The following is a 26,466-nucleotide window of genomic DNA, read 5'->3' as shown; positions in this document are numbered from 1 at the left end:
CATTAGTCATTAGTCATTAGGGAGAGCGCCAACGGTATCAAAACCGGGGTTTTTGGGTTTCCCGTGCGTCAGTCATGAAATTATTAGCTGTGTACGTGTATTTTTGCATCCGTATTTTTGCCATGAGGTTTATAGGCTGACTAATTGCCAAGAAGTACCAAAAAATTTAACCACAAAAAGCGTATATACACTTATGTGTAAAGTTATTGTAAAGGCACTAGACATTAATACTTATATAATGTCAAAATTAAGTTGTGCATAGGATCAGGTTTGTATCTTCCAGGAAAAATTTATGCTAATTACTCACAAAATTGCTGCCTTAACAGCTACATTAACTACTGCTCTGAGTTTGTTGGCAGCGCCAGCAATGGCATTTTCGGTAGGGGCAACTAATAACACTGAGACTTTGAAAAATAATTTATTGGGGGCTAATACAGCCGGGTTGAGTAATTTCTCTGTTTCAATTACGGGGAATTCGGCTGCTTTTGGTACTTTCACTAATGACCCCTTCGGTTTGACATCAGGTGTGGTTCTCAGCACTGGTAGAGTGGCCGATATACCGGGTCAGAATCTGAAAGATAACTTCACGACAAATGAGAGCGATTTAAGCACGGACTTTGGTGCTAAGGGTGAACGGGGGGATGTGACTCAGCTAAACCTCAGCTTTTTTGCGGATAGCAGGGTTCAAAAGTTGTTCTTTCAATATGTATTTGCTTCTGAGGAGTTTCCTGAGTTCGGCGCTTATGAAGAATTTAATGACGATTTTGAACTGCTGCTGAACGGCACTAATTTGGCCAAATTGAGCGACGGAAAAACAGTTACGATTAATAATCTTGTTCCCGATCCATATAATCGCTCTACATATCACCCAGACTATATTGACAACCCAAGTTTGACAGGTATTGCTGCTAACATCGTTAAGCTCGACGGTTTTACTAAAGTTTTAGGTTTTGAGGGTTTGCTCAAGCAAAATCAGACGAATGTTCTCAGCATCCGCATTAAAGATGTGGGCGATGGCTATTTAGATTCTGCTGTATTTATTAAAGGCGGTTCTGTGGGGACGGTTCAACCTGAGCCGGTTCCCGAACCCATGACTGTGGGGGGCTTGATGGGGGGAGGCGCTATGCTGGCTGCTGGACGAAAGTTACGCAATGGCCGTGGCTCAAGTAATTAATAACGGATGTTGAAGGCAGAAGGCAGAAGGCAGAAGGCAGAAGGCAGAAGGCAGAAGGCAGAAGGCAGAAGGCAGAAGGCAGAAGGCAGAAGAAAGAAGGAAAAAATAGAACAGGAACCATTTTGGCGGTTGCTGTAATATGAATCTAGATTAGCCGTGTTGGAGACAGAAAGGGGGTTTGATGAAGGAAAAGACCTTGTTGCAGTTGTTGAACCGGGTAAAAAAACTCGGTTTGTGCGATCGCGATCGCGTAATATGATGTCAAGTAATTTAACCATTATGGGTACGCAGCGAGGAATGCAAGTCCTCATACAATTGTGACGACGAATGCCCTCACTACGAACCAATTTTCTTGCGGTTGTTCTAGCGGACAGAATATAAGTTTTTATCCCAAATTCGCAAAGGGCGGATTTTTTTGTATGTGGAGTTGCAGCAAATATTGCGGGTAAAACCCGCCTCTACAACCACTGACTAAAAACTAAATAATTTAGCTATGAACAGTACCGTCGGGTAAGATTGTACCTGTTAATGTAGTCCGGGTAAGTTTGACCATAACTCGATCGCCGTAACCGATTTTCGCTCCTGTCAAGTCAGCACCGCTCAAGTCAGCACCGCTCAAATCTGCTCCGATTAAGTTGCTTTCTCTCAAGTTGGCATTGATCAAACAAGCTCCTAACAAATTGGCCCGGAACAAGTTTGCTTGGTGCAAATTCGCGCCTGTGAGATTGACGTTGTGTAGAAAAGCATCACTTAAGTCGGCTTCACTCAGGTTTGCATTGCTCAAGTTTCTTCCAGAAAAATCCTTTTCTTTTAAGGAAGCTCCTTGGAAGTTGGAACCGCTCAAATCGGGAGCTTGGGGCCCAGCTTGGCGGTAAGACTGAGATGGCGGTGGCTGCGATTGGTAGCGGGACGCCTCTGAATAGGGCCCTGCAGGGTTTCCCCCATAGTTTCCCGGATAATTTCCAGGATATTTTCCTGAAGAGGGTTCCGAAGAGTAGCGGGGTTCTTTTGGGTTGGCCGGTGGTGGCTGGGTGTTTTGGTGCTGGGTGTTTGGATACTGAGTATTTCTGTACTGAGTGTTTTGGTACTGAGTGTTTTGGTACTGAGTATTGGGTTGCTGATTGTTTTGGTACTGAGTGTTTTGGTACTGAGTGTTTTGGTACTGAGTATTGGGTTGCTGGGTGTTTTGTTGCTGGGTGTTTTGTTGCTGGGTGTTTCTGTACTGAGTATTTTGTTGCTGGGTGTTTTGTTGCTGGGTGTTTTTGTACTGAGTATTTTGTTGCTGGGTATTTTGTTGCTGAGTGTTTTTGTACTGAGCGTTTTGTTGCTGGGTAGTTTGTTGCTGAGTGTTTCTGTACTGAGCGTTTTGTTGCTGGGTGTGTTTGTGCTGGGTGTTTTGGTGCTGGGTGTGTTTGTGCTGAGTATGTTTGTGCTGAACGTTCTGATTCTGACCTCTTGGTTGAATCGATCGCAATTGTTCGCGAGCTTGATTAATTTCCTTAATCTTTTCTTCAGCTTTCTGTAGTAGTCTGGGATTGTCTTTGGGGATGCGATCGGGGTGCCAAATGAACGCTAAATCCTTGTAGGCTTGGCTAATTTCTTCTCTGGAAGCTCCCGGCAACAGTCCCAGCACTTTATAGTATTGGTCGAGGTCGTTCATTGTACCACCTTTCGCTTTAAGAAATTAGGAATTAAAAATTAAGATCGGAGCAAAAGCCGTTCTCAAAGCTTGCTTGTCCGATCGTGCATTAGATGAACAATAACTCAGCTAAGCCGCTGCTGGCAAAAATTCTCGAATTCGCTGCAAGTATGTTGCAGCATCCTCCAGCATCGGAAAGTGAGCCGTATTCGGAATTATAACAAATTCTACTTTTTTGCTGAGGGAGGCCGCTTGCTCTCCCATGACGGCGGGGATAATTTGGTCAAATTCTCCGGCCACAAGCAGTGTGGGAACACTCAGCCGCGCAAATTCTTGGGGCATTTCCTCGGCTGCTCTTTTGCTGACGGCTGTCACCATTGTACCTATAGCAGCTTGCTCGTCTGCCATTAAAAAATCCTTCAGAAACGCCAGACTGACCTCTGTGGGCAGGGAACGGCGCAAAAACCGGGCCATAAATAGCCGATCGGCAAAAGGAATCGATGCCAGCCAAGATGGTCTAAATTTTACCACATAGCCACCGAATTTGTGAAAAGTTGTAAAAGATTTTTCGTCGTATTCAAAAATTCCGCTGCAAGTGAGAATTGCTTTCTCTACTTTTTCGGGGTAAAGGTTGAGAAATAAAGTAGCAATTGATGCACCTGTAGAGTGAGCATTGAGAAAGACGCGGCTTAAATTCAGAGATTCTAATAATTCAGCTAAATCGCGGGCATAGGTTTCGAGTTCGTAGCTGGACTCAGGAGGCTCTTTCGGCAAGGGCGATCGACCAAAACCTCTCATATCGTAGAGCAAACAATCAAAATCATCAGCAATAGCCCGTGCCGTGCTTTCCCAGTAGCGCGCTGATCCCGCCCAGCCGTGCAGGAATACCATCACTGGTTTCCCGCTGGGTTGGGTACTGTTATCTGCCGTTATCCACTCGTAATAATGTTCTACACCGCGAATTGAAATGAAAGACATGATATTGATTTGGGATTCTGAGATTTTAGATTTTAGATTTTAACTCATAATTGTTCAGTAAATACCAAAATTCCCGCCTTCTTAAAGAAGTCAGGAATCTCAAGACTACACCCATCAAAAAAATCTGCGTTAATCTGCGTCAATCCGCCGACATCTGCGGTCAAAAATTACCAACATAGGAACCAATCATAAATCTTAAGCCGCAGAAGCAGCCAGCCAAAATAAACCATCTACCAAAAGAGTGCTTAACACCGCGCCGCTAAACGCGCGCCAGTGCAGTTGCTTGCCCCGCAAACTCAGCAAACCGACTGTTAGCAACACAGCGATTAAAACTAAAGCACAGCCTATGCCCCAAGGAGTTTCGATTTGACCGATCGCACTTTGAAAAATCGGCATTGCTAATTCCGGTTCCGCGTGCATCACTTGGCGCCAGTAGGGCATCAACCCTGTTAAATAAAAATATAAATCGGTAATGGCAGTGCCAAATAGCGAACCCAAGTAAAAATAGCTGCCAACTTTTCCCCAAGATTTGTCCAAGCACCAAATAGCAAAAGGCAAGCCAATTGCTTCTATAGGTAGATGTAAAATAGGTTCCCATCTGAACCAGCCCCAATAGATAGAACCTGCGAGCCAACATCCGGCAAATCCTAATAATAAATCTCCCCAAAGTTGTGTTTTGGGGCGGAAAATTAGAATTAAACTCAGAACGAACCAGGGGATAGTTGACAGCAAACTGATGGTTGGATATAAGCGAACTAAGGGTGCTTGCACGAAGACTGGAATTGAGACTAAAAATGCTGAGGCACTAAATATCAACCACTGTTTGATGGTGTTTGTTGTGGCTGAAGTGACAGAATTGTCGAGGCGGGCGATGGTGGCAATAGGTGCGATCGCTGAGGATACTAAATTTTGATTAAACAACTGATTGGACTCCGTATTGTTTCAATAGGTGGACTAAAAATTTGGCTGCGGTTGTGGGTGCGACAGTCTCAATGCCGGCGGCGGTTTGGCTGACGTGCCAGCCTTTTGCCGTTTGGGGATTTCGCCACAAATCCAAGTGTTCGATCGCGGGATCTGCATAAAAGCTTTCTCCATCGCCACCGAGAATTGCCGAACTCCAGTGTGTAAAGCGATCGTGGCTGATTCGGTGGATCGGAAAATTGCCCCCCAGGGGTACTCCCCAACCGTCTAAGGCAAAAAAAGCCCCGACTTTGCCGCCGAGTTGCTGCCACATCCAAGCCGCCCCGATCGCCCCGGCTACTCCTGCCGAAAAGCTGACAAATACTAGACTTTCTCCTGCTAACTCTTCGCTGCACAAAAAGTGCAATATGTCAAGAGCTGAAAAAGGCGGATATTTATGAGCGGGAAAAATCTTGACACGATCGACTATTTGCTGGTTTTGGCGATCGGCTGCCAGTCCCCAAAGCCCCGAAAGTCCCGCCAGGAAACAGTCGGTTAGCTTTGGTTCGTGGACTCCGGGGCAAATTACCAGTCTCATAGTTCGTCAAGAAAGTTAATATAGTTCGCAACATAACTTTATCATATAGCTATTATATCATATACTACCCCAGGGGATAGGGTGTTAAACTTATAATAGAGTCAAGTTTGAAGAGTATCCCCCCAAGTTAAAAGCTGGGAACGCTCCAAACCGCATTAATCGGAGGCAAGGTGAGGGAGTCTTAAGAAAACATAAAAGTTATCCCCCCCGGCCCCATGCCCTGTCAAGCTTAGCAAAGGCTGATTCTAGTTTTAAGCTGTTCTGTATTTAGATTTAACTTTTCGGGCGGCGTCGAAGCTGACCCCACAAAAGCTTAAAGAAACAGGATTGTGAGAATTAGAGGCCTGCCAGCTTAGCTGCCCTACGAATTTCGGGTCAGGGTCAATCGATTTTAGATTTGAGATTTTAGATTTGAGATTGACCCCACGGATAAATGCGGCGGTGTGAGGATTTTCGATTTGGGATTGATTCCACGGATAAATCACGTGGCGGGTACCACCTTTGAAATTCTTGGTCAAAAAACCTACTTAGGAGTGATGCCCATCAATCCGGTTTCTAGGATAAATAAGAGGTTTAACCGGGAAGTATGGGCCAAGAAACCGGGAATCAGCCCCGCGCACGTCAGTCGTGCGATCGCACACAATGAAAAATCTCCGATTCCCCCTTCATCCTGCCTGGATCTCTTAGAATAAATAAAATTGAGGAATACAAAGTGGTTGCTTCTCCAGAAAAAATCGATTTCAAAACATCTGCAGCACCCGCAAGTAACGATCGCGTTGCTGTATTGCTGATGGGTTATGGCGAAGTCGAAAGCTACGACGATTTTGCCAACTACAACGAACAAGCTTTAAATTTGCTTACGGCAAAGTTTGCGCCAGTACCGCTTTGGATTTATCCCCCGCTGGCGAAGATTTTAGCAATCTTTGACTTGCACGAGTGGAGTCACCAACACGGTCAATTCGTTTCGCCGCACAATGCAATTTTTGAACAGCAGCGCGCCGGGATTGAGAAGAATTTACAGGAGAAATGGGGCGATAAAGTAAAAGTGTTCAAAGCTTTTAACTTTTGCGCGCCGTTTTTGCCGGAACAAGTGATCCCTCAAATTCAAGCAGAAGGATTTGACAAGATTCTGATTTATCCGCTGTTGGTTGTTGATTCTGTTTTCACCAGCGGCATTGCAGTCGAACAGGTGAATAAAGCTTTAGCACAAACCTTTGATGGTAAGGAACATTGGGTAAAAGGACAGCGCTACATTCCTTCTTTTTACGATGAACCTGCTTACATCCAGCTAATGGCGGATTTGGTAGAAGAGGAAATTAAGAACGATTTAGCTGTAGCGCATTTGCCTTCTCAGATTGGGATTGTGCTGATGAATCACGGTTGTCCGCACAAGGCGAAGGGCTTTACTTCGGGAATTGTGGAAAGTCAAGCTTTGTACGATCGCGTGCGGGAACGTTTGATGTATCGCTATCCTTTGATTTCGGTGGGTTGGCTGAATCACGACACACCGCTGATTGAATGGACGCAGCCGGATGCGACGTTGGCTGCGAAGAATTTGATCGATCTGGGTGCAACTGCGATCGTCTTTATGCCGATCGGATTTGCGACAGAAAATCACGAAACATTGTTAGATGTAGACCACATTATTGAGTCTTTGCAGAAACAGCGTCAAGGAGTTACTTACCGCAAATTGCCTTGCGTTAACGACCATCCTGAGTTCCTGAAAATGGCGGCAGAGTGGGCAAATCCGCAGATTGAAGCGTTGTTGAGTGAGACGGCGATCGCTGTTAATCCGAGTTTGGCTTCCGCGCACCGCGAGCACGCGCATTCTCACGAAGGGCACGGGCATTCTCATGGCGGACACGGGCATTCTCATGGGGATCACGGGCATTCTCATGGTGAGCACGGGCATTCTCATGGCGGGCACGGGCACAGTCATTAATTAATTGAGTCCTTGGGTGGGGGCGGGTTTATTATATTCTTGGTTTCCCACATAGATGGCTGGTAAAACCCGCCCCTACAGGCCTGTAGGGGCGGGTTTTACAGATAATATTTGAGGCTCACAAACAATCTAGATAAACCCGCCCCGGCGATACTAATTGAGTGCGTGAGTTCGATTAATTGAGGTGAAAAGGTCGATCGTCCTTTGTTGTTTTTAGGGAAAGGGCGATTTGCTTTATTATTGAGAGAGCGATCGCAATTTTAGAAAAAAGTATGAAGAAAAAAGTTTCCCTCTTTGTTAAAAGCCAGGTATTACCAACCGTTGTTTATTGCTGGAATGTTGGAGGAAGAATACCGGATTTAAATCAACCTCATTGGTCTGTTGATATAGGCTCTAATCCTTCTACTATCTACCGTGAATATATGGCTAAGGTTGCCAAATCGTCTCGTGGCTTTACTTATGATGAAGCAGAAAAATGGTTATCTGAAACTTTGATTAAATTAGACTTAAATCGATTTGCTAAATGATTAATTTCGATTAATAAATCAGGTTTCTGAAAACAAAACTGCCAAAAAATGCACAGTTATCGACATCAGACTTATTAAAGGCCCTACAATCATTGAATCTACTGTTATTCCTGGATGCGGAAAAGCATGGTAAATTCCCCTCATACTCACCAAATTGTTTGAATAGTAGTTAACGCTTGAATTTTTGCGTCGCGGGTGACTAACGGAAGACTCAAAGATAAAGCAGTGGCGGCAATAATCCTGTCTGGCATATCAGGAACCGTTGCCCTGTCAATTTGTTGAATAGTTGCCGAGATATTGCGATCCAAAGGTGCTAGCATAATCCCCACATTTGGATCGTCCGCAGCATTTAAAACTCGTGTCAGCACCTCGCCTGCCAAACGCCCTCGCTCAATCAAGTAAGAAATTTCTACAATTGTAATTGCGGAAAAGTAGATAAAATTTCCCTCATTAACCGCTTGTTCTAATGCTGTTAATGCTGCTGGCGACAATCTTGGCAGTTCAAAAATGTACCAAATTAGGGTATGGGTATCTGCTACGACTGAGGGCATCAAACAATCTCCCTGGGAAAATTTGCCCACATTTCTTGTCGGGCTTGGGCGATGTCTTCTTCCGTAATATCTACTTTTAAGTCAGCACACAACCCTTTGACACTCTTTAGCGGTCGTTTAGCCATAGTTTTTTGTTGAAGAAATTCAGCAAAATCTAAAACTTCTTGCTGTCGTTCAGGGGGCAATGCCCGCAACTTATCTAAAACTGCTTGCTCTAAATTCATCGTTTATTGCCCTCCGTAATTACTCTAAAATTATCTTCACGCTTTTACTTACCAAATTTAAAAAATGTGCTGGTAACATACTTACCATATTATAAGGTAAATCCCACAAAAAACTAACGCCTCTTGCATCCTAGTTTGAAATAATATTTTTCGGAGTGGAGTGCGATCGCCCCTAATTTTGTAGGTGCGTCGCTATGAGATTTTCCAGCTATTTGAAATAGCTCAAGGCGACGCACTTTACACTATAGCGATCGCCCCAACCAACTTATCAATCTCCGCCTCAGTTGTAAAATAGTGAACACAAGCCCGCACACAATCAGGATTAAGAATAGTCCTTACCATAATTCCCTGTTTTTCCAACAAATCGACAAGCTTTTTGTGCGGCATCCCATTACTTAATCGAAACGAAACCAAACCAGCTTCCGGCGCAGATGTCCGCAAACATTCCACATCGGGAAGTTCCGACAAACGCTCCCAGAGATACTTACTCAAACGGCAAATTTCTGCATACCTTTCCTCGATCGTACCCCATTCATGTTGCAGGGCGATCGCACTCCGCAAACCCGCATACAAAGGATAAGCCGAAGTCGCAATTTCATAGCGCTGCGATCCAGGTTTCCAGCCAAGAACTTTAGCATTAGCATCCGTTACAATTCCGCGCCAACCGATAAACACCGGATGCAAATCTGCCAAAGCTTCCGCACTCACATAAAGTCCCCCCAAACCTTCCGGGCCGCACCACCATTTGTGACCAGTAAAAGCATAAAAATCAACCCCCGATTCAATCAAATTTAAAGGCAAAACCCCCACAGATTGAGCCGCATCAACTAATACTCTAACTTTGTGATGCTTTGCAGGCAATTCCTCTTGTAACCCCCCTTGAATTAGGGAGAACTCCTCTTGTCCCCCCCCTTGGCAAGGGGGGGTTAGGGGGGGTTCATGACACACTTTCACAATCTCAGCCAGAGGCAAAACTTGGCCAGTATTCCACAAAATGTGACTGATAACCAACAAGCGAGTATTTGGCTGCAAACTATCAGCAATCACCGCCACCGGATCACCCTCATTCAAAGTAGCCGCCAACGGACAAATCGAAACCTCAATGTTGAAACGGCGCTGAAGTTCCATTACACTAGCTACAATGCCGGGGTGTTCGCAATCAGAAAGCAGCAAATGGTCGCCTGCTTTCCAGTCAATGCCCCACAGCGCAATATTGCAGCCGACGGTGACATCTTCAGTTAGGGCGATGGTTTCAGGAGGTACGGTCAACTCAGATGCGATCGCCCGTCGCGTCAGCATCGCCTCCTGAACCACCCAAGCCCCCACCTCCCCCGAAAACGGCCCCCCAAGCTGCACCCGTTTGTAAGCCTCATAAATCGCCTCTAAAGCAGGCTCAGGCAGCGGCCCTTGTCCGCCGTAGTTAAAATAAGCTTTATTGGCCAAAGCTGGGAATTGTTGCCGGTGATTGTCCTTTGTCATTTTTTTTTGTAATTATTGATAACGTTAATATTGAATAACTGATGGTGTGAACTTTCTATCCTTTGATTTGGCCTCAAGCTAAATAATCAATCCGTGTATCCGTGTCAAAATCCGTGTCGTGCTTTCCTTCTAATTATTCTATGCCTTGCGAATACTAAATGTTAATAACTGACAAACTGCTACTTTCCTATCAGCGATGCCATCTCCGAGCATTTTTAGACACCTGCGGAGACTGGAAACAACTAGATCCCCCCAGCGACTTTTTGCTGAAACTGATGCGCGACAGCGCCGCATACCAGCAGCAAGCTTTGGAACACGAGACTTACCAACAACCATATTATCCTAGAGGGGATTGGGAAGCCGGCGCGGCCGCTACATTGAGTTTAATGCAGCAAGGGGTCGATCGCATTTACCGAGGAGTTCTGATCCAGGGCGAATTCGGCCAAACCAACGGCGCAACAAATTCTCTGGTAGGAATTGACAGTCAATATTTCCCAGAATTTGGCGAAATCCCCGAAACTCCCCTTGATATTTCATCCTCCAATCTGCACTCTTCAAACATTACCCTGATCAGCCGCCCCCATTTATTAATCAAACAGCCGGGACAATCAAATTTTGGCAATTGGAGTTATATTACTGCGGATATTTGGCTTAGCAAGCGACCAAAACAAGAGTATCAAATTATCGCAGCTTTTCACGCCCAAGTTTTAGCTTCCGTACAGGAAACAATGCCAGAGACTGCGTGGCTGATGCTGCGAAAAAAAGGGTGGTGGCAGGTGAATCTAGACCAGCGAACTCCTCAGATGTTCGAGATTTTAGATGATTGCATTCAGATGATAGAAAATCGGGATAAACCAGAGGTGTTCATTTCCCGGCAAAAGTGCAATCTTTGCGGTTGGTATACTATCTGTCACGCCGAAGCGGAATCTATTAAACATCTTTCGTTATTGCCGGGAGTTACGGCCAGCCGCTATGCTCGACTAAAAACTCTCGAAATTACTGATGTTGAAGCTCTCGCTAATGCTAGTTCCGAACTGCTGGCTGAGTATCCAGAATTCCCTGACAGAGTTGCTTTTGATGTTGTGCAGCAAGCTCAATCGCACTTGCTAAATCAACCGCTGTTGCGGGAAGAAGGAAGAAGGAAGAAGGAAGAAGGAAGGCACGACACGGATTTTGACACGGATACACGGATTAACGATCGAGAAGAACGTAGAAGTGAGAATTCCGAAGAACTTAACTCATCTGAAATAGTACCAGATATTGTAGACAATATCTTGAATGACATCGCAGTTGAAGAAGTAAAAATTAGAGAAAATAAACCTGCGACATCTTCTATACCTGCGCCAATTCTCCGCAAGAAACCAATTCCGTATTCCCAATCTGTCTTTTTGCCGATCGCCCCAATCGAACTCTACTTTGACATTGAAGCGGAACCAGAGTTAAACTTGGATTACCTCCACGGAGTCTTAGTTGTTGACAGGTACAACAAGACGGAAAAATTCCACGGTTTTTTAGCAGAATCAGCAGCAGAGGAAGGTGCAATCTGGCAGCAATTTTTAGAATTAATGTGGGCTTATCCTATTGCTCCGATTTTCCACTTTTGCGACTACGAAGTCAAGACTTTTAAGCGACTGGCTAAACTTTACAATACTCCAGCTTATTTGTGGAAACCGGTGCTGAAACGGTTTGTAGATATTCACAAACAAGTGACGCAAAAGGCGATTATGCCGGTGGAAAGTTACGCACTCAAACCAATTGCGCGCTGGCTGGGTTTTGACTGGCGAGATGCTAAGGCTAATGGTGCTCAGTGCGTCTGCTGGTACGACGATTGGCTCAAAACCGGCGATCGATCGCTCTTGGAGGCGATCGTCCGCTACAATGAGGACGACTGTCGTGCTACTTATGTGGTTAAAGATTGGTTGACCAATTTTTTGCTGAATCATGAGCCGTGATTTTTAGATTTAATCAACCGCGAAGGAAGAAAGGGCAGAGGAAGAAAGGTAATAATGTATTTATTGGTAAAATGCGAAGGCTAGCAAAAGCAACTATATTTATTGTCTGTTTTTTGATGGCAGCAACTGTTGCTATTTGGGTAAACCAATCAGCCAAATCTTTCGCCGTTACGAAAATAGATTTTATCGGCAGAGCAATATTTCCTACAGGTTCTCCGTTTCAGGGGACGGAAATTGGCGGACTTTCGGGCATTACTTATGATGCCGAGAAACAAGTTTATTATGCCATTTCTGATGACCGCAGCAGCAAGGCTCCGGCGCGCTTCTATACTCTCAAAATTAACTTGCAATCTGGTAAACTGGAAAAAGAGCAAATTACTTTTACTGGTGTCACTACTTTATTAGATGAAAACGGCAAAGGTTTTCCTGAATTAAGTTTAGATCCTGAAGGGATAGCTTTTACTGGCAATAGCGTGTTTGTTTCTTCTGAGGGAGATGTCGATCGCCAAACCAATCCTTTTATCAAAGAGTTCTCCCTCGATGGTAAACTCCTGAAAACGCTGGCAATTCCTGAACTATTTTTGCCGGATGACAAGGGCAGTAAAGGCATCCGCAACAATCTCGCTTTTGAAAGTTTAACTTTAACGCCCGATCGCAAATACCTATTCACCGCTACCGAAAACGCCTTGGTTCAAGATGGCGCCGTAGCTTCCCTGGAAACCGGGAGTCCGTGCCGGATTTTGCGCTACGATGCGGTGAGCGGCAATCCAGAAGCATCGTTTCTCTACATCACCGAACCGCTACCCGCTGGTGCGAATCCTGTGGGAAAATTGACTAGCAACGGTTTAGTGGATTTGTTGGCGATCGACGATAACCGCTTGCTGAGTTTAGAGCGTGCTTTCTCCCTGGAAACCGGCACAACTATCAGAATTTTTGAGATTTCTCTGGAAAAGGGCGATCGTATTGAAGCACTCGAAAGCCTCAAAAGCCGTCTGGGCGAGGTTTCTCCCGCTCAAAAACGCCTGCTGCTGGATTTGGACACGCTGAAAATTCCCCTAGACAACATTGAGGGGTTGACATTCGGCCCGGTGTTAGGCGATGGTAGCAGAGGTCTGATTTTGGTGAGCGACAACAACTTCAGTCCGCTGCAAGAGACTCAAATTTTGGGCTTCCAAATAAAAGTTCAAAAAACCTCTTGACAAAAGGTGAAGTGATAGGCATAATAGAAATTGTGCCTGAAAAAACGGCAAAACGAGGGACAGTAGTTCAATTGGTTAGAGCACCGCCCTGTCACGGCGGAAGTTGCGGGTTCGAGCCCCGTCTGTCCCGTTCTCTCGTAGTCAAGCTTCTAAACTTTGATTGTTTTGATTGGATATAGTGCTGATGTAGTTTGCGCTCAAAATCCGACCACTGCGTAAGATTTTTCCTGAAAAGCAAGGAAATGGCATCCGTTTTAGATTGACTTTTGGGGGCAAGATTTGCTTTTGACCCCTTGTCGGTTTGGTTAACTCCCAGCAGCCCTCAAAGGTGCGAGGAAATAAAGGGTCGGGCGATCTGATATGTCAAAACCAGGACGATCGGCACGAGAATCGGAATCGCCACTAGCAGTCCCCATTTGCCAAACCTAAGTTTTTGACCGTCGGATTTGAACAGGAAAATCACAGCGGCAATTCCCATAAGTATCCAGAGACCACCGAAGCCCATGAAGACTGTATAGCCTGCATCTTGCATTTTTTTTGACCTTTAATAGTAGTCCATCTTTAATGTTAGTTGCAGTCTGTTTCGGGTGACATCTTCTAATAGGTCGATCAAATTTCCCAAATATGACTCATTTCGAGTTGGGTTGGCAGCGGCCCTGACTTTCGCACTCGATACGCTGAGTTCGATCGCTCATAATTGTTGCTAAATCCGGCCTTCCCGTCAGCTTCAGCCGCCAGTCGGCCCAAATTCCGTACAGCCAATTGGCGATCGCCCCGATCACTGGTAACTTAGTAACTGCATAAATCCATCCCATACCTAAAATCTCGTAGGTGCGACGAAAAACCTCCACATTTTTAACCGCCGTACCGTCGGGTAATATCGCGTGAATCCGACCCATCGCCGTTTCGTAGTCGATTCCGCCGTGGGCCTCCGGGTTGTAGCCATCCTCCGCAATATCCACAAACGACACTAAATCTCGCCCCGCGTCGCGTTTTTTTAAGAAATTAACCTCCCGCACGCACAGAGGACATTCACCGTCGTACAGTAACTCAATCTGCCAAGCAGGCGCAACAGACGCGGGTGAGGGCGCAACAGATTCGGAAAACTCAGTTTTAGCAGCAGACATAGGGAAATATATTTTAATGTCGTCGATCGCACACAAACATTTTACAAGCATCAATAGTTATCAGGTGCGCCTTGGGTACTCCTAAAGCAGTTATTTGTGGTGTAAAAAATAGTCCCAAAGGTCAATCCAGTCTTGGCTACCCGCAAGCTATTATCATCAAGATGCCCTCTCCTGCCTTGCCGGAGACTTTCGCCCGATCGCCCGATAGTCGAATATCAAGCAATTCGAGGCAAAGCACCTGCCAAGCACAACTGTTAATTCGGCAACAAAATATAATAAAATTTAAAGTCTTAAACATCAGCTATTCCCCCAACCAGCAAATCGCCCCCAATCTAAAAGCAAAAATCTACATGAATGTCAGAGTCCGTCTAGCCCCCAGTCCCACCGGAAACCTACACATCGGTACCGCCAGAACCGCCGTATTTAACTGGCTGTTTGCCCGCAACCAAGGCGGCAAATTCATCCTGCGGGTAGAAGACACAGACGTAGAACGTTCTAAAAGCGAATACACCGATAACATCCTCGAAGGCCTCACCTGGCTGGGTATGGAGTGGGACGAAGGCCCGAGTTTTCAGTCACAGCGTCTGGAAATATACCGCCAAGCAGTCCAAACCCTTCTCGACAATGGACTCGCCTACCGCTGCTACACCACGTCGGAAGAACTCGACGAAATGCGGGAAGCACAAAAAGCCAACAAACAAGCCCCCCGCTACGACAACCGACACCGCAACTTGACAAGCAAAGAGCGCGCAGCTTTTGAAGGCGAAGGGCGACAAGCTGTGATTCGGTTTATCATCGACGACGATCGCACAATTTCTTGGAACGACATGGTGCGCGACACCGTAACCTGGAAAGGTAGCGACCTCGGCGGCGATATGGTGATTGCCCGTGCATCCAGCGGCGGCGTCATCGGCCAACCACTCTACAACCTCGCCGTAGTTGTCGATGACATCGACATGGGCATCACCCACGTCATCCGTGGCGAAGATCACATCGGCAATACTCCGAAACAAATATTGCTCTACGAAGCTTTGGGCGCGACAATCCCAGAATTTGGCCACACGCCGCTGATTTTAAACTCCCAAGGACAAAAGCTTTCTAAACGCGACGGCGTAACCTCGATTTCTGACTTCAAAGATATGGGCTACCTGCCCGAAGCTTTAGTTAATTACATGACTTTGCTCGGTTGGACTCCGCCGGATTCAACGCAGGAAATATTTACACTGTCGGAAGCAGCAGAATTATTTACCTTCTATCGAGTCAACAAAGCCGGTGCAAAATTTGATTGGGATAAACTCAATTGGCTTAACAGTCAATACCTGCACAAAATGCCAGTGCCGCAATTGACTGATTTACTGATACCTTATTGGCAGAAAGCCGGTTATGAATTTGATTCGGAGGCAGACCGCCCCTGGCTCGAACAAATAGCTGCTTTAATCGGCCCGAGTCTCGTTCGCTTAACCGATGCTGTGGATATGTGTAAGGTATTCTTCTCCACCACGGTGGAATACGAAGAAGAAGCACTCGCACAGTTGCAGCAACCAGGGGCTGCACGGGCTTTACAAGCAGTTGTAGAAGCGATGGAAAGTCATTCGTCCCTGACATCAGCGGAAGCTCAGAAAATCACTAAAAAGCTCAGTAAAGAGAAAACTCTTAACAAAGGGCTAATTATGCGATCGCTCAGAGCCGCTCTGACAGGTGCAATGCACGGCCCCGACCTGATAGAATCTTGGGTAATCCTTCACCAGCGAGGAACGGCTAAAACCCGTTTGCTTGATGCCATTAGCAACTTGAATTTGCCGGCTGTTGGTGTCGCGGACGAAACTTCTACCCCAGAACAACCAAAGGCAGAAACAGTCGCCGAAACTTCTGCTACAGAACAGTCAGCAGCGGAGGTTTCAAAAGTCGAAACACCGACTATTGAAACAATCGAAACCCCGGTTGTTGAACCATCAGCAGCAGAGGTTTCAGAAGTCGAAAAACTTGCGCTCGAAACAGTCGAAACGCCGACTGTCGAACCAGCAGTGGAAGTTACAGCAGTCGAAATACCGACTACAGAAACAGGCGAAGTGTCGGCTCTTGAACCAACCGACGGGGAGGTTGCAGCAGTCGAAATACCGGCTCTTGAAACAGTCGCAGCAGCAGTTGAAATACCTGCCGCCAACCAGCAAAAAACTATTGCGAGTGGAGAAATGACTTCATCAAACGAACCAGAAACAACCGTTATCATCACCGAAATTCCTGCCGGAAATGAAGCAGACAGTTCCAGCGGTACAACAAAAGTCATAATTACCGAAGAACCGCCGAGTCAGGGCCAGCAGATCAAAGAACAAATTATCTCAATTTTGTCCGAGTTTCCCGCTTACATTGGCAGCTTTTACGAGCAGTACAAAAGTCCCCTGACTGTTGTCGGTGTAATTGTAGCCTCGATTGTCTCTTTGAAAGTGCTTTTGGGCGTAATAGACGAACTCAACGACATCCCCCTGCTAGCACCCACATTCGAGCTAATTGGTATCGGATACACCGTGTGGTTTGTCTACCGCTATTTGCTGCGATCGTCCAATCGGCAACAATTAGGTCAAGAAATTCAAGCATTGAAAGAACAAGTTTTCGGCAAAAAGTCCTAAACTTTTGCTGTAATTAGTTGAATTTAGGCCCGACATTGACAACTTTAAATAAGTTGTTAGTGTCGGGTTTTTAAATGACTAATGACTGTTGACTGTTGACTGTTGACTGTTGACTAATGCTAATCACTAAACCCCAGTAGCAGTAAAAGCCGCCCAATAATAAGGATTAGCAAAAGGATAAGGTTTGCGGTTGCGAATTTGCTGCAAAGAAGCCTCCGCAATCAGGCGATAACTTTGAGAAAGCCGATCGAACATTTGCGAAATTTGAGGTTGAAAATCCGCCAACAACACCTCCAATTCCTCGCTAGTCAAATCCCGCAGCCACCTTTGAGCGTCCCCCAGGGCGATCGCCACATCTCCCACCTGCAACCGAGAAAACCGTCCCAGATTTTCATAAAACTTGCTTGTCAGCAGCAGCGTAGAAACATCGTTAACCTTCCAAAGACTGCTAACCACACTAGACGTGCCAGCATACAACAAACCCGCCGACAAACCCACAAAATCTCCTCCAGCACCGCTAACTCCGCCAGCGGCAATTTCGCAACCCGATAAAGTAACTAAAAAATATTGCCGAAAATCAAGATTAAAAATTTCCTCCAAACTCAGAGAATCATTCCTCAAAAACACGGCGGATTTCAGTGGCCAAGCCAAATTAAGCAAACTCAAACAAGCAAAGTGAGCGCATTTTTTATGCGGCAACTGCCCTATTTGCTGGGGCAAATCCCCATTATTAGCAGACATTTCTTGGGAAAAAGCCTCTTTAATTGCCGGCTTATGGCGCAGAACTTCTGTACTGGCAAAATACTGGGAAATAGTGCCGATTTCAATGTTGCTGTAGAACGCATCTCTGGTGAAAGTTGGAATTGCCAAAAGCTGCTGCAAACCGGGTTTGTACCGACCAATAGCCGCTCCGCGTGCACTTTGTCTCAACAGCAATAGCTGACAGCTAGGAGCATAGCGAATTCCTCCGGCAAATCGATCGATCAAATAAGCAGCAGGCGCTGCAACGTCGCCAAAAGACGAACTTTGAGAAAAATCCGAAAGGCTGTAGGTTTCCCCATCAAAACCGCTGCGATCGCTCCACCCAGACCTAAAAATTCCCCCACCATCCTCAAACCCGTCTCTCCCCGCCAAAGGCAAAGCGTGGAGTGGCAAAGCGTGCAAAAATCGGTGCGGCACAAAAATCAGCCGATCGCAATTATCGGGAATCAGCGCCACCACTCGATCGATTTCCAGCATCGCAGCCAAGCGTTTGAGGCGAGCCGGGAGATGATTGATCCAGCGACCTTTTTGTTCAGAATAAGCGGTGAGGTACTCCTGGCCCCAACTTTCGGCAGCCAAAGCATTTTCCGACGAACACAGGTGAACGGCGGGATATTGTGCACTCTTCACCACCACAAAAGCAACCAGCAACTCCCCCAAACTCGCCCACACCACAGCAGCGCAATTGTCATCAGGCAACAATTGGCGAATTTGCTCGAAAGCGATCGGTTCAACTTTGTGAGCTAGGCTGAAGAAAGGATCGTTTGCCTGCACCTCCCGCGCAATCAACCTATCAAGCTGCTTCCACAATTGATTTAAGTGCATGAAGTCCGAGTTCGGCAGCAGAGAACCGCTGCTCAAACCTTGGCTATCGCCCTCAGAAATCAAAGTCGTGTTGGGATCGGGTTCTCCCTCTTCTTGGTGCTGCTGTTCCCCCGCTATTTCCAGTTGCAGCGACTCCAACTCGCTTCGCACCCCTGCGGGAATTTCGGCTTTCGGAGTCAAGTGGCATTTAACCAGCAGTTCTACCAAATTCCGATTTTTGTGGCGTTCGGCGTATTCCAGAGCCTTAGCGTAATATTCTGGTTGGGTGGCGCCGAGTTCCAGGCAAACTTGCACCAGGCATTTATAGAGTCCAGCCCAGGTGCGGGTTAATTTAACTTTTGCGGTACTCGTCCGTGAAGCGTAGCTATCCCGTAGGGAATCGCCAAAATCGACTGTATCAACCCCAACTTCGCAACGCAAGAATTCCACAGTATCGACAGCAGCAGTAAAAGCCCCGTAGGCGCGAAGCAAGTCGCCTCGAACTCGGTAAGCTTGACCCAAATAAAATAAAATTTCAGCCCAGCGGTGGGGATAGGTTTCGCGAGTGTAGACTTGGGTGGCGTTTTGATAGCAGCCGATCGCGCTTTCGATGTGGGACAAGTTTTCCGCCTCCGTCAGTTGCGAATAAGCCCTGCCGAGATAAATTTGCAGCATTGCCCAGCGGTTGGGATATGCCTGCCTGGTGTAGACTTCCCCTGCATTTTGATAGCAGGCGATCGCGCTTTTGAGGTTGCGGTTTTTTTCCCCTTTCACGTGTTCGCAGAAAGCGCGGCCGAGGTAGGCACACAGCATTGCCCAACGTTCTGGAGTTTTTTGGCGGTTGCAAAACAGCAAAGCATTTTGATAGCAGGCGATCGCCATTTCCATATTTTCGGCTTTTTCCCCTTTCACCCGCCGACTGTAGATCCTACCGAGGTAAGTTTGGATCGAAGCCCAAGCTTCGGGAAATTTGATGCGGGTGTAGACTTGTAAAGCATTTTGATAGCAGACGAGCGCCATTTCCAAATTTTCCACCGGATCGCCTTTGATGCGATCGACAAACACCCGGCCCAAATTCCTTTGAGTCGTCGCCCACTGCTGCGGAAAAGCTTCCCGAGTCCGCACCTGCAAAGCTCTCTGATAGCACGTAACCGCGTATTCGAGATTTTCAGCTCGGTTGCCCTGCTGCAACTCGCAGTAAGCATTTGCCAAATTATTTTGAGTTGTCGCCCAACGCCGGGGAAACACCTTGCGGTTGTAAACTTGCAAAGCATTGTGGTAGCAAGCGACTGCCAGTTCCAGATTTTGGGCTCGGTTGCCCCGCAGCCGGCGGCTGTAAGCACGGCCGAGATTGTTTTGAGTGCTCGCCCACTCTTCCCCGAAAGCCTCGCGGCTGCGAACTCGCAGGGCATTTTCAAAGCAGGCGATCGCGTGTTCTAGATTGTCGGCCGGATCTCCCCTGAGACGCTCGCTGTAAGCGTTGCCCAGATTATTTTGCAGCGTCGCCCACTGTTCCGGGTACTGTTCGGGCGTGCGTACTTGTAGGGCATTTTCAAAGCAAGCGATCGCCTGTTCGATATTTTGAGCCTTATCACCTCTGGGGCGATCGGTGTAAGCGTTGCCCAGATTGTTTTGCATCACCGCCCATTCTTGGGGAAAGTCTTTGCGGGTAAACACCTTAGCAACTGTTTCGTAACCGGCAATTTCGATTTCCAAGTTATTAGCCTTGCTGCCAAGGGGAAACCGCCCAATTTTGTTGCTCAGATTGCCGATCAGGGCTGCAATCCGCCTTCTCTCGGATTCTTGGGCAGCAGAAAACACCAAATTTGCCCAGCAGCGCAGCAGTTGTGCAAAATTCTGGTCGAGTTTGTCTAAATTGTTTCTCAGCAGCGAGTACAGGTGCTGCGAATCAGCGCTGCGCGCCACTGCCTGCAATACTTCTGCTAAAAAAGCCAGATATGCTGCCCCGGTTGCGGGCAGTTTAGAATTGCCCTTTGCAGATTCTAAGGGTGCGATCGCCTTTTGGAAAAATTTTGCAGCTTTGAGCAAGCTTTCTCGCGTCAGTGCCACTTCTTCCAAATAAAGCGTTTGCACGAACCCAAAGTCGATCGACTTTGGACTCGTCCTCAAAATCAAATCTATTCCTGAGTCCCCAGGATTTTCCAGCAGCGCTTGGAGCATATTAACATCAGTTTTGCGACGCTGTTCGTCCATCGTGCATTCCGCCAAACTATTAACCATAGGAGCGCTGCTTCCCTGCAACCAAGTGAACTACCCACCCCTAAATCGTAGTACCGAATATAGTAGGGGCTTCTGTACTCATAGGCGAGTGCCAAAGCGGAGACTTTCGTCCCAGCTTTGGTCTTACCTCGCATCCTAAAGCAGAAACGGCTGAACCTTCCGCCTTTAGTATTGTGATACCTTCTGCTTTCATCTTTATCGCTGCGTTCCCCTCCCGATCGCGATCGGTAGCACAGTGAGGATAAGTCCCTTCCCTCATATCTAATGGCATCTCGGTCATTTGATCGAAACAATTAGAACAAAGTTTGGAACTGGAAACCCCTCTATCAATCTCGACTAAGTTCGCGCCTTTGCGTTCCCACTTGTAGGCTAAGAAGTTTGTAAAACTTTCCAAAACCTCATCTGATATTGCTTTCGCAAAATTGGAATTGCGAATCATGTCCCAGAAATAAAATTTTTCTACTATGACCGCGAGGCGATCGCTGACCAACTTATAACTAAGTTTATGTAGAAAATCTTGCCACCAATTCCTAAACCGTTCGCCTACCTTGGTCACAGCTTTTCTATATTTGTATTCAGAAGCACTTTTTTTCTGCTGGTCTGTTAACTTTTGCTGCTGGCGCTTCAAGTTCTTCTCGTGCTTGGCAAAATGCTTAGCATTAAAGTCATATTTAGATTTTTTTTCATCATCGGGGACAATAGCACAGTATTTCAATCCTAAATCCATGCCCGCAATCCTACCTTCTTTTGTTGTCTGGTTCTGAGCTTTAATTTCAGTCAGTATAGATGCAAAATATAGCAATCCTAAATGATTTGTGTAATTCTTGTAGGGGCAAAACCCACGCCCGGTTGCCCCGCCTTGGCTGGGGTAGGCACGGGGAGTAGGGGTAGCACTACCCTTACATATTTTTACAACTGATTTAGGATTGCTATATTTTCCTGAATATTTTTTACTAATAATTGAATTATCAATTTTACCCTCACTTAATCTATATCTCTTTATTTGGGGCTTAGTTATTTCGCTATACCGGGAAATCCTAGTACCCGCTCCAACCTTCACGTTTTGAGGATACTGAAATGACGGTTTTTTATCTTGAGATGGGAACTTATCAAACCCAGCCAATTCATCAAGAAAGTTTTTGTATGCAGTCGTTAAGTCAAGCGTACTAGCTTGCCAAAATTGGCTGTAATACTTACCTATCCCTACACTTCCATCGGATTTTTTGAGCGTCGGTAAAAGTGTGTTGAACCCGAAGCAGCCAAATCCTTTACCAGTTTTTTTATAAACTTCAATTGATTTATTTAGACCATAATTAGACCACCAACGCGCACACCCAAAAGTTGAAGCTACTTGTATTTGTTGATTTTGGGTAGGATACAAACGAACTTGGATAGCCTGGTGTAGCAATCAACATCACCTCCTTGGTTCTTCTATTCTCTCACAATATACAGTTGATTATCAAAGCATTACGAAAAAATTTTGTGACGAAGATTACATATTTTCTCTCTTGAAAGCGATACGCAAAAATACTTGAGGATGCAATCGTCCTCACCTGCCCTTCCCACTATAACGGTACTCGGTTTAGTGGGAAGGGCGCGAAATAGTTAAACCAGGATTCACCAGTCCCAACAGATACGCAGATAGCGAAACTAGCACCTACGATCGCTAATAGTATTATTTTGCGCGTGGCTCTTGAGTAAAATCGCGGTAAAAGGCGCCCTCACCCTGTGGCGGCGGGTTTCACAGGCATTTCTAAAATTGACAAACCCGCCCCGACAGACTTGCAGCGGGACGGGTTTACTTTTACTCCGATCGGACTTACGCTAAGAAACCCGGTTTCTGGGAAACTATTGGGTTGAGTAACGAGAAATCTCGAAAGAAACCGGGTTTCTGAGGAAGAGTGTGTCCGGGAGTAAAATCATATCCGGTCGATTACCATTCATCAGGTAGGGGCGGGTTCACCAACAATATCTGCCAATAATTGACAATCTCAAAAACCCGCCCGGCCGGGATATTATGGTCAATCGATCGGACATGATATAAGGAATGAGAATTAAATAAAATCCACTTTTCCTGTTTGTTGTGGGATGGGCGTCCCGCCCGTCCTTTCTGGGCGGGCTGGACGCCCATCCCACAAGAAAAAAGGGAAATTATTTAATTGACGATCCTAAGTGAGTTATCTAGGATATTGCGCCAGCTTCAGCACTACAGCTAACAAAAATCAACTCAGTAAATTTTACTGTACCGCTTGAGAGCGCAACGCTGACTCCACTGCCTGCAGAGCTCGATCGACTTCAGCGGCAGTGACAATCAGCGGCGGGACAAACCTCAGCACTTTCGGCCCTGCGGGAACCAACAAAACTCCCGCGGCGATGGCAGATTTGACGATATCAGCGGATGTAAGTTCGATGTCAGCTTGCAATTCCATCCCGACAATCAAACCCCAGCCGCGCACTTCGGCAATTAAATGCGGATATTCGGCCGCCAACTTGTTGAGCCCTGCTTTCAACTGTTCCCCGCGCTGCTGCACGTTTTCTAGAAGGTTTTCCCGTTCCAAAGTTTGGCAAACGCACAAAGCTACAGCGCAAGCAAAAGGATTGCCACCGAAAGTGCTGGCGTGACTTCCCGGTTCAAATACATCGCAGAAAGATTTGCACAGCATAGCGCCGATCGGGATACCGCCGCCCAACCCTTTCGCAGACGTAAAGATATCCGGTTCAATGCCGAGGTTTTCGTAGCCCCAGTATTTGCCGCTGCGTCCCATCCCGACTTGCACTTCGTCGAGAATCAGCAAAATACCTTTTTCGTCGCAAATTTCCCGAATGCGCTGGAAGTAGGCGATATCTCCGGGGCGAACTCCGCCTTCGCCTTGCAGCGCTTCCAGCATAATTGCAGCTACTTGGCGTTCGTCTTTGTCGAGTTGCTCGATCGCACTTTCGATCGCACTAATATCGTTGTAGGGCACATAGTGAAATCCCGGCACCAAAGGGCTAAAACCCTTCTGATATTTAGGCTGTCCCGTGGCCGTAATTGTCGCCAAAGTCCGCCCGTGGAAACTCGCAACAGCCGTAATGATTGTCGGATTCGAGATATTTAATTTTTCGTGGGCGTATTTGCGGGCGAGTTTAATTGCCGCTTCATTAGCTTCCGCGCCGGAGTTGCAAAAGAAGGCTCTGTCAGCGCAAGAATGGTCTACAAGCCACTTCGCCAGCTCGCCCTGTACGGGGATGTAATAAAGGTTAGAAACGTGGTGTAGGGTCTGAATTTGCTGAGTTACCGCTGCAATCATTGCCGGGTGGGCGTGTCCCAGAGTGCAGGTAGCAATACCAGCCACAAAATCGAGATATTCGCGGCCCTCGGTATCCCAAACGCGGCAGCCCAGGCCCCGTTCTAGGGCGATCGCAAAACGCCCGTAAGTGGTCATTACATAGCTGTCGAAGCTCTCAGAACTGAAGAGACTGGCTTCGGCTTGCACGCTTGGTTCTTTTAATAAGGTTTCTGGACTCACGAATCGCTCCTTAACACATAATATGTAGACCTCGATTGTACGGTAAAAATCCCGGTTAGCGGTGCAGGCTGTTAGTTTTGTCATAAAATCATAACAGTAACAACAATTAATCCCTCACAAATCTACTGATGAGTTATTACATTTCTCCTAACTTTCTCGATAAAGTTGCGGTGCACGTCACTAAAAACTTTTTAAATTTGCCCGGAGTAAGAGTCCCCCTAATTTTAGGAATTCACGGCCGCAAAGGAGAAGGCAAAACTTTTCAAACCGAACTGGTTTTTCGGCGGATGGGCTTTGAACCGGTGATGATATCTGGTGGGGAATTAGAAAGCCCGGATGCCGGAGATCCGGCGCGTTTAATTCGCTTGCGCTACCGGGAAGCTGCGGAGCAAATTAGGGTGCGGGGCGAGATGTGCGCCATCTTTATTAACGATTTGGATGCTGGTGCTGGCAGGTTCGATACTACTACTCAATATACTGTCAATACTCAGATGGTCAATGCGACTCTGATGAATATTGCTGATAATCCAACTAACGTGCAGTTACCGGGAAGTTATGACAGTACGCCGCTGCACCGAGTGCCGATTATTGTCACCGGAAATGATTTTTCTACGCTGTACGCGCCGCTGATTCGCGACGGGCGGATGGAAAAGTTTTATTGGGAACCCAGCCGCGATGATAAAATTGGCATTGTTGGGGGAATTTTTGAGTCGGACAAATTGTCAAAAACCGATATTGTCGCGTTAGTCGATAATTTTGCCGATCAGGCGATCGACTTTTTTAGCGCTTTGCGATCGCGCATTTATGACGAACAAATCCGCGAATTCATTCACAAAGTAGGAATCGAGCGAGTTTCCAAGCGTTTGGTAAACACTTTGGAAGCAGCGCCAGATTTCCATAACCCGAATTTCAGTCTCGCTCATTTATTAGAAATGGGCAGTTTGATGGTGGGTCAACAAAAGCGGATTAAGGAAATGCGCTTAGTAGATGAATACAACCAATCGCGCCTGTTCAACGTTCAAGGAACCCCCAATCCTCCTGCTGCTGCGCCCACGCAAAGTGAATTAAACGACCCGTCATCCAAATATTATAAGGCTTACGTTGAGCCAAGTTCTGAAGGTGGTAACGGTCATGCGGCGCGGCTAAGTTCCGAGGTATTGGAACAAGTAAAGCAGTTGTTAGCAAGAGGCTGCAAAATTGGCATGGAATATGCAGATAATCGCCGATTTAAAACTGGTTCTTGGCAAAGTTGCGCGACGATTAAAACTGCACAGGAAAAAGATGTGGTTGCATCTTTAGAAACTTGTTTGGCGGAACACGGCGGCGAATACGTGCGGCTGATTGGTATCGATCCAAAAGTCAAGCGGCGGGTAGTTGAAACAATTATTCAGCGGCCGAATGGTTAAAGTTAAAGCAGTCCGCCAGGGAATGAATTCCCTGTCTAATAGCTAAAGTCCTCGCTATGAGGACTAATGAGTTTAAAAAGTTTTATTCTCATATCATGTCCGATCGAGCGATCGCGCTTTTTGTATGGGAGGGTTCGCCAACAATACCTGCCACTAATTGACCATCTCAAAAACCCGCCCCGACCGGGATATTATGGTTAATCGATCGGACATGATATAATGAGTTTAAAAATTTTTATTCTCAGTCCTCTTGAGAGCGTTCCACCGGCGTCGCACGCCGGTTATGAATAAAAGAAACAGTAAAGCTAGCCCAAAAGTTACCATCGATCGGATATATTATCCCTGTGTCCTGAGAGTAAGACCGACAAGTCAATGGTGCGATTGTGAGCCTGATTTAGAGCGTGGTCGTGGGCGTGATGGTTATGACATTGGTGAAGGGGTAATTCCCTATCCCGTTTAGGAGAATATAACATCAAATCCGCCCACCGCTCGGGACACGCCAAAGTTTGATCGCTCCGGAGGAGTCATCTCATGAGCCGACGCAAGACAAACAAACCTGTTGCGGGTGAAATGTCTAATTTCACACAGATTAACCCAAATGCCGCAGGCATAGATATTGGTTCTGCTGAACATTGGGTTTGCGTCCCACCGGACAGAACCCAACAAAATGTGCGTAAATTTGGTTGTTTTACCCCTGACTTAATCGAGATGGCTTCGTGGTTAGTGGAATGTCGAGTAGACACCATCGCTATGGAATCGACAGGAGTCTATTGGATAAGTGCCTTTCAAATTCTCGAAGAAAGAGGTATCGAAGTCAAACTGGTAAA

At 46.5% G+C, this 26,466-nt stretch carries 22 protein-coding genes, 1 tRNA gene and 1 pseudogene; 12 read left to right on the top strand and 12 right to left on the bottom strand.

All coding sequences use genetic code 11. The features are described from left to right. The first annotated feature begins 292 nt into the window (after positions 1–292). Genes QT992_RS16075 through QT992_RS16065 form a run of 3 tightly spaced genes read left to right on the top strand, consistent with a single transcriptional unit; the run spans position 293 to position 1,495 of the window. On the top strand, positions 293–1,174 hold the full coding sequence (locus QT992_RS16075; RefSeq protein ID WP_333320174.1) for a choice-of-anchor L family PEP-CTERM protein: 882 nt from the start codon (positions 293–295) through the stop codon (positions 1,172–1,174). A 6-nt stretch (positions 1,175–1,180) separates the two neighbouring features. Beyond that, the gene (locus tag QT992_RS16070; protein WP_333320172.1) at positions 1,181–1,312 is read left to right on the top strand and encodes a hypothetical protein; all 132 of its coding nucleotides are present in this window, start codon (positions 1,181–1,183) and stop codon (positions 1,310–1,312) included. A gap of 18 nt (positions 1,313–1,330) precedes the next feature. After that, positions 1,331–1,495, top strand: a complete 165-nt coding sequence (locus tag QT992_RS16065) for a hypothetical protein (RefSeq protein WP_333320170.1) — start codon at positions 1,331–1,333, stop codon at positions 1,493–1,495. A gap of 166 nt (positions 1,496–1,661) precedes the next feature. On the opposite strand, the gene QT992_RS16060 is transcribed toward QT992_RS16065, so the two are convergent. The 4 genes from QT992_RS16060 to QT992_RS16045 form a co-directional block, all read right to left on the bottom strand. Further along, complete coding sequence (locus QT992_RS16060; protein ID WP_333336666.1) at positions 1,662–2,834, bottom strand: pentapeptide repeat-containing protein; 1,173 nt, start codon at positions 2,832–2,834, stop codon at positions 1,662–1,664. Positions 2,835–2,942: 108 nt separating this feature from the next. Next, positions 2,943–3,791, bottom strand: a complete 849-nt coding sequence (locus QT992_RS16055; protein ID WP_333320167.1) for an alpha/beta hydrolase — start codon at positions 3,789–3,791, stop codon at positions 2,943–2,945. 195 nt (positions 3,792–3,986) lie between these two features. Then, positions 3,987–4,712 (bottom strand): DUF3120 domain-containing protein, encoded by a 726-nt coding sequence (locus QT992_RS16050; RefSeq protein ID WP_333336668.1) that lies wholly within the window; start codon positions 4,710–4,712, stop codon positions 3,987–3,989. Next, positions 4,705–5,289, bottom strand: coding sequence for a hypothetical protein (locus QT992_RS16045; protein ID WP_333320163.1), 585 nt, complete (start codon positions 5,287–5,289; stop codon positions 4,705–4,707). Before QT992_RS16045 ends, QT992_RS16050 begins: the two co-directional genes overlap by 8 nt. Before the next feature lie 712 nt (positions 5,290–6,001). Here QT992_RS16045 and QT992_RS16040 point away from each other — a divergent pair. Beyond that, the gene (locus QT992_RS16040; protein WP_333336670.1) at positions 6,002–7,231 is read left to right on the top strand and encodes a ferrochelatase; all 1,230 of its coding nucleotides are present in this window, start codon (positions 6,002–6,004) and stop codon (positions 7,229–7,231) included. A 272-nt stretch (positions 7,232–7,503) separates the two neighbouring features. Continuing rightward, complete coding sequence (locus QT992_RS16035) at positions 7,504–7,758, top strand: hypothetical protein (RefSeq protein WP_333320160.1); 255 nt, start codon at positions 7,504–7,506, stop codon at positions 7,756–7,758. A 146-nt stretch (positions 7,759–7,904) separates the two neighbouring features. On the opposite strand, the gene QT992_RS16030 is transcribed toward QT992_RS16035, so the two are convergent. The 3 genes from QT992_RS16030 to QT992_RS16020 form a co-directional block, all read right to left on the bottom strand. After that, positions 7,905–8,309: a type II toxin-antitoxin system VapC family toxin gene (locus QT992_RS16030; RefSeq protein ID WP_333141637.1), complete on the bottom strand. Its 405-nt coding sequence runs from the start codon at positions 8,307–8,309 to the stop codon at positions 7,905–7,907. Continuing rightward, positions 8,309–8,533, bottom strand: coding sequence for a DUF2281 domain-containing protein (locus QT992_RS16025; protein WP_190744673.1), 225 nt, complete (start codon positions 8,531–8,533; stop codon positions 8,309–8,311). Before QT992_RS16025 ends, QT992_RS16030 begins: the two co-directional genes overlap by 1 nt. Before the next feature lie 237 nt (positions 8,534–8,770). After that, positions 8,771–10,012 carry an aminotransferase class V-fold PLP-dependent enzyme gene (locus QT992_RS16020; protein WP_333336672.1) on the bottom strand — a complete coding sequence of 414 codons (1,242 nt, stop codon included), beginning with the start codon at positions 10,010–10,012 and terminating at the stop codon, positions 8,771–8,773. Positions 10,013–10,170: 158 nt separating this feature from the next. On the opposite strand from QT992_RS16020, the gene QT992_RS16015 reads away from it, so the two are divergent. The 3 genes from QT992_RS16015 to QT992_RS16005 all read left to right on the top strand — a co-directional run bounded on the left by QT992_RS16015 (position 10,171) and on the right by QT992_RS16005 (position 13,293). Continuing rightward, positions 10,171–11,964 (top strand): TM0106 family RecB-like putative nuclease, encoded by a 1,794-nt coding sequence (locus QT992_RS16015; protein ID WP_333336674.1) that lies wholly within the window; start codon positions 10,171–10,173, stop codon positions 11,962–11,964. Continuing rightward, entirely contained in the window at positions 11,961–13,163 is a 1,203-nt protein-coding gene (locus QT992_RS16010) for an esterase-like activity of phytase family protein (RefSeq protein WP_333377303.1), read from the top strand. Before QT992_RS16015 ends, QT992_RS16010 begins: the two co-directional genes overlap by 4 nt. Positions 13,164–13,219: 56 nt before the next feature. Next, positions 13,220–13,293, top strand: a tRNA-Asp gene (locus tag QT992_RS16005). A gap of 192 nt (positions 13,294–13,485) precedes the next feature. On the opposite strand, the gene QT992_RS16000 is transcribed toward QT992_RS16005, so the two are convergent. Further along, positions 13,486–13,695, bottom strand: coding sequence for a hypothetical protein (locus QT992_RS16000; RefSeq protein ID WP_006632034.1), 210 nt, complete (start codon positions 13,693–13,695; stop codon positions 13,486–13,488). 97 nt (positions 13,696–13,792) lie between these two features. Beyond that, entirely contained in the window at positions 13,793–14,341 is a 549-nt protein-coding gene (locus tag QT992_RS15995; RefSeq protein WP_333336678.1) for a DUF393 domain-containing protein, read from the bottom strand. A gap of 299 nt (positions 14,342–14,640) precedes the next feature. Between QT992_RS15995 and gltX the strand changes: the two are divergent. Together gltX and QT992_RS15985 are read left to right on the top strand one after the other, a co-directional pair. Continuing rightward, positions 14,641–16,080, top strand: a pseudogene (gene gltX, locus QT992_RS15990) (glutamate--tRNA ligase); the annotation flags it as partial. Positions 16,081–16,482: 402 nt separating this feature from the next. Beyond that, the gene (locus tag QT992_RS15985) at positions 16,483–16,917 is read left to right on the top strand and encodes a CAAD domain-containing protein (RefSeq protein ID WP_333320182.1); all 435 of its coding nucleotides are present in this window, start codon (positions 16,483–16,485) and stop codon (positions 16,915–16,917) included. Positions 16,918–17,043: 126 nt separating this feature from the next. Here the strand turns inward: QT992_RS15985 and QT992_RS15980 are convergent, their stop codons facing one another. The 3 genes from QT992_RS15980 to QT992_RS15970 all read right to left on the bottom strand — a co-directional run bounded on the left by QT992_RS15980 (position 17,044) and on the right by QT992_RS15970 (position 24,233). After that, positions 17,044–20,724, bottom strand: coding sequence for a CHAT domain-containing tetratricopeptide repeat protein (locus QT992_RS15980; RefSeq protein ID WP_333336680.1), 3,681 nt, complete (start codon positions 20,722–20,724; stop codon positions 17,044–17,046). A gap of 40 nt (positions 20,725–20,764) precedes the next feature. Continuing rightward, entirely contained in the window at positions 20,765–22,132 is a 1,368-nt protein-coding gene (locus tag QT992_RS15975; protein ID WP_333320144.1) for a transposase, read from the bottom strand. Positions 22,133–22,961: 829 nt separating this feature from the next. Beyond that, positions 22,962–24,233, bottom strand: coding sequence for an aspartate aminotransferase family protein (locus QT992_RS15970; protein WP_333336682.1), 1,272 nt, complete (start codon positions 24,231–24,233; stop codon positions 22,962–22,964). Between the two features lie 128 nt (positions 24,234–24,361). Here QT992_RS15970 and QT992_RS15965 point away from each other — a divergent pair, with 128 nt between their 5' ends. Continuing rightward, a complete protein-coding gene (locus QT992_RS15965) occupies positions 24,362–25,639 on the top strand; it encodes a ribulose bisphosphate carboxylase small subunit (protein ID WP_333336684.1) in 1,278 nt (425 codons plus the stop codon). A gap of 570 nt (positions 25,640–26,209) precedes the next feature. Next, positions 26,210–26,466, top strand: a 257-nt coding sequence (locus QT992_RS15960) for an IS110 family transposase (protein WP_333336686.1), incomplete at its 3' end; no start/stop codon positions are given.

The sequence above is a fragment of the Microcoleus sp. T3_D1 genome, from assembly GCF_036700405.1.
Lineage (GTDB): Bacteria > Cyanobacteriota > Cyanobacteriia > Cyanobacteriales > Microcoleaceae > Microcoleus.
Note: the sequence above shows the minus strand (reverse complement) of the source record. Positions and strands in the feature narration are given on the sequence as shown.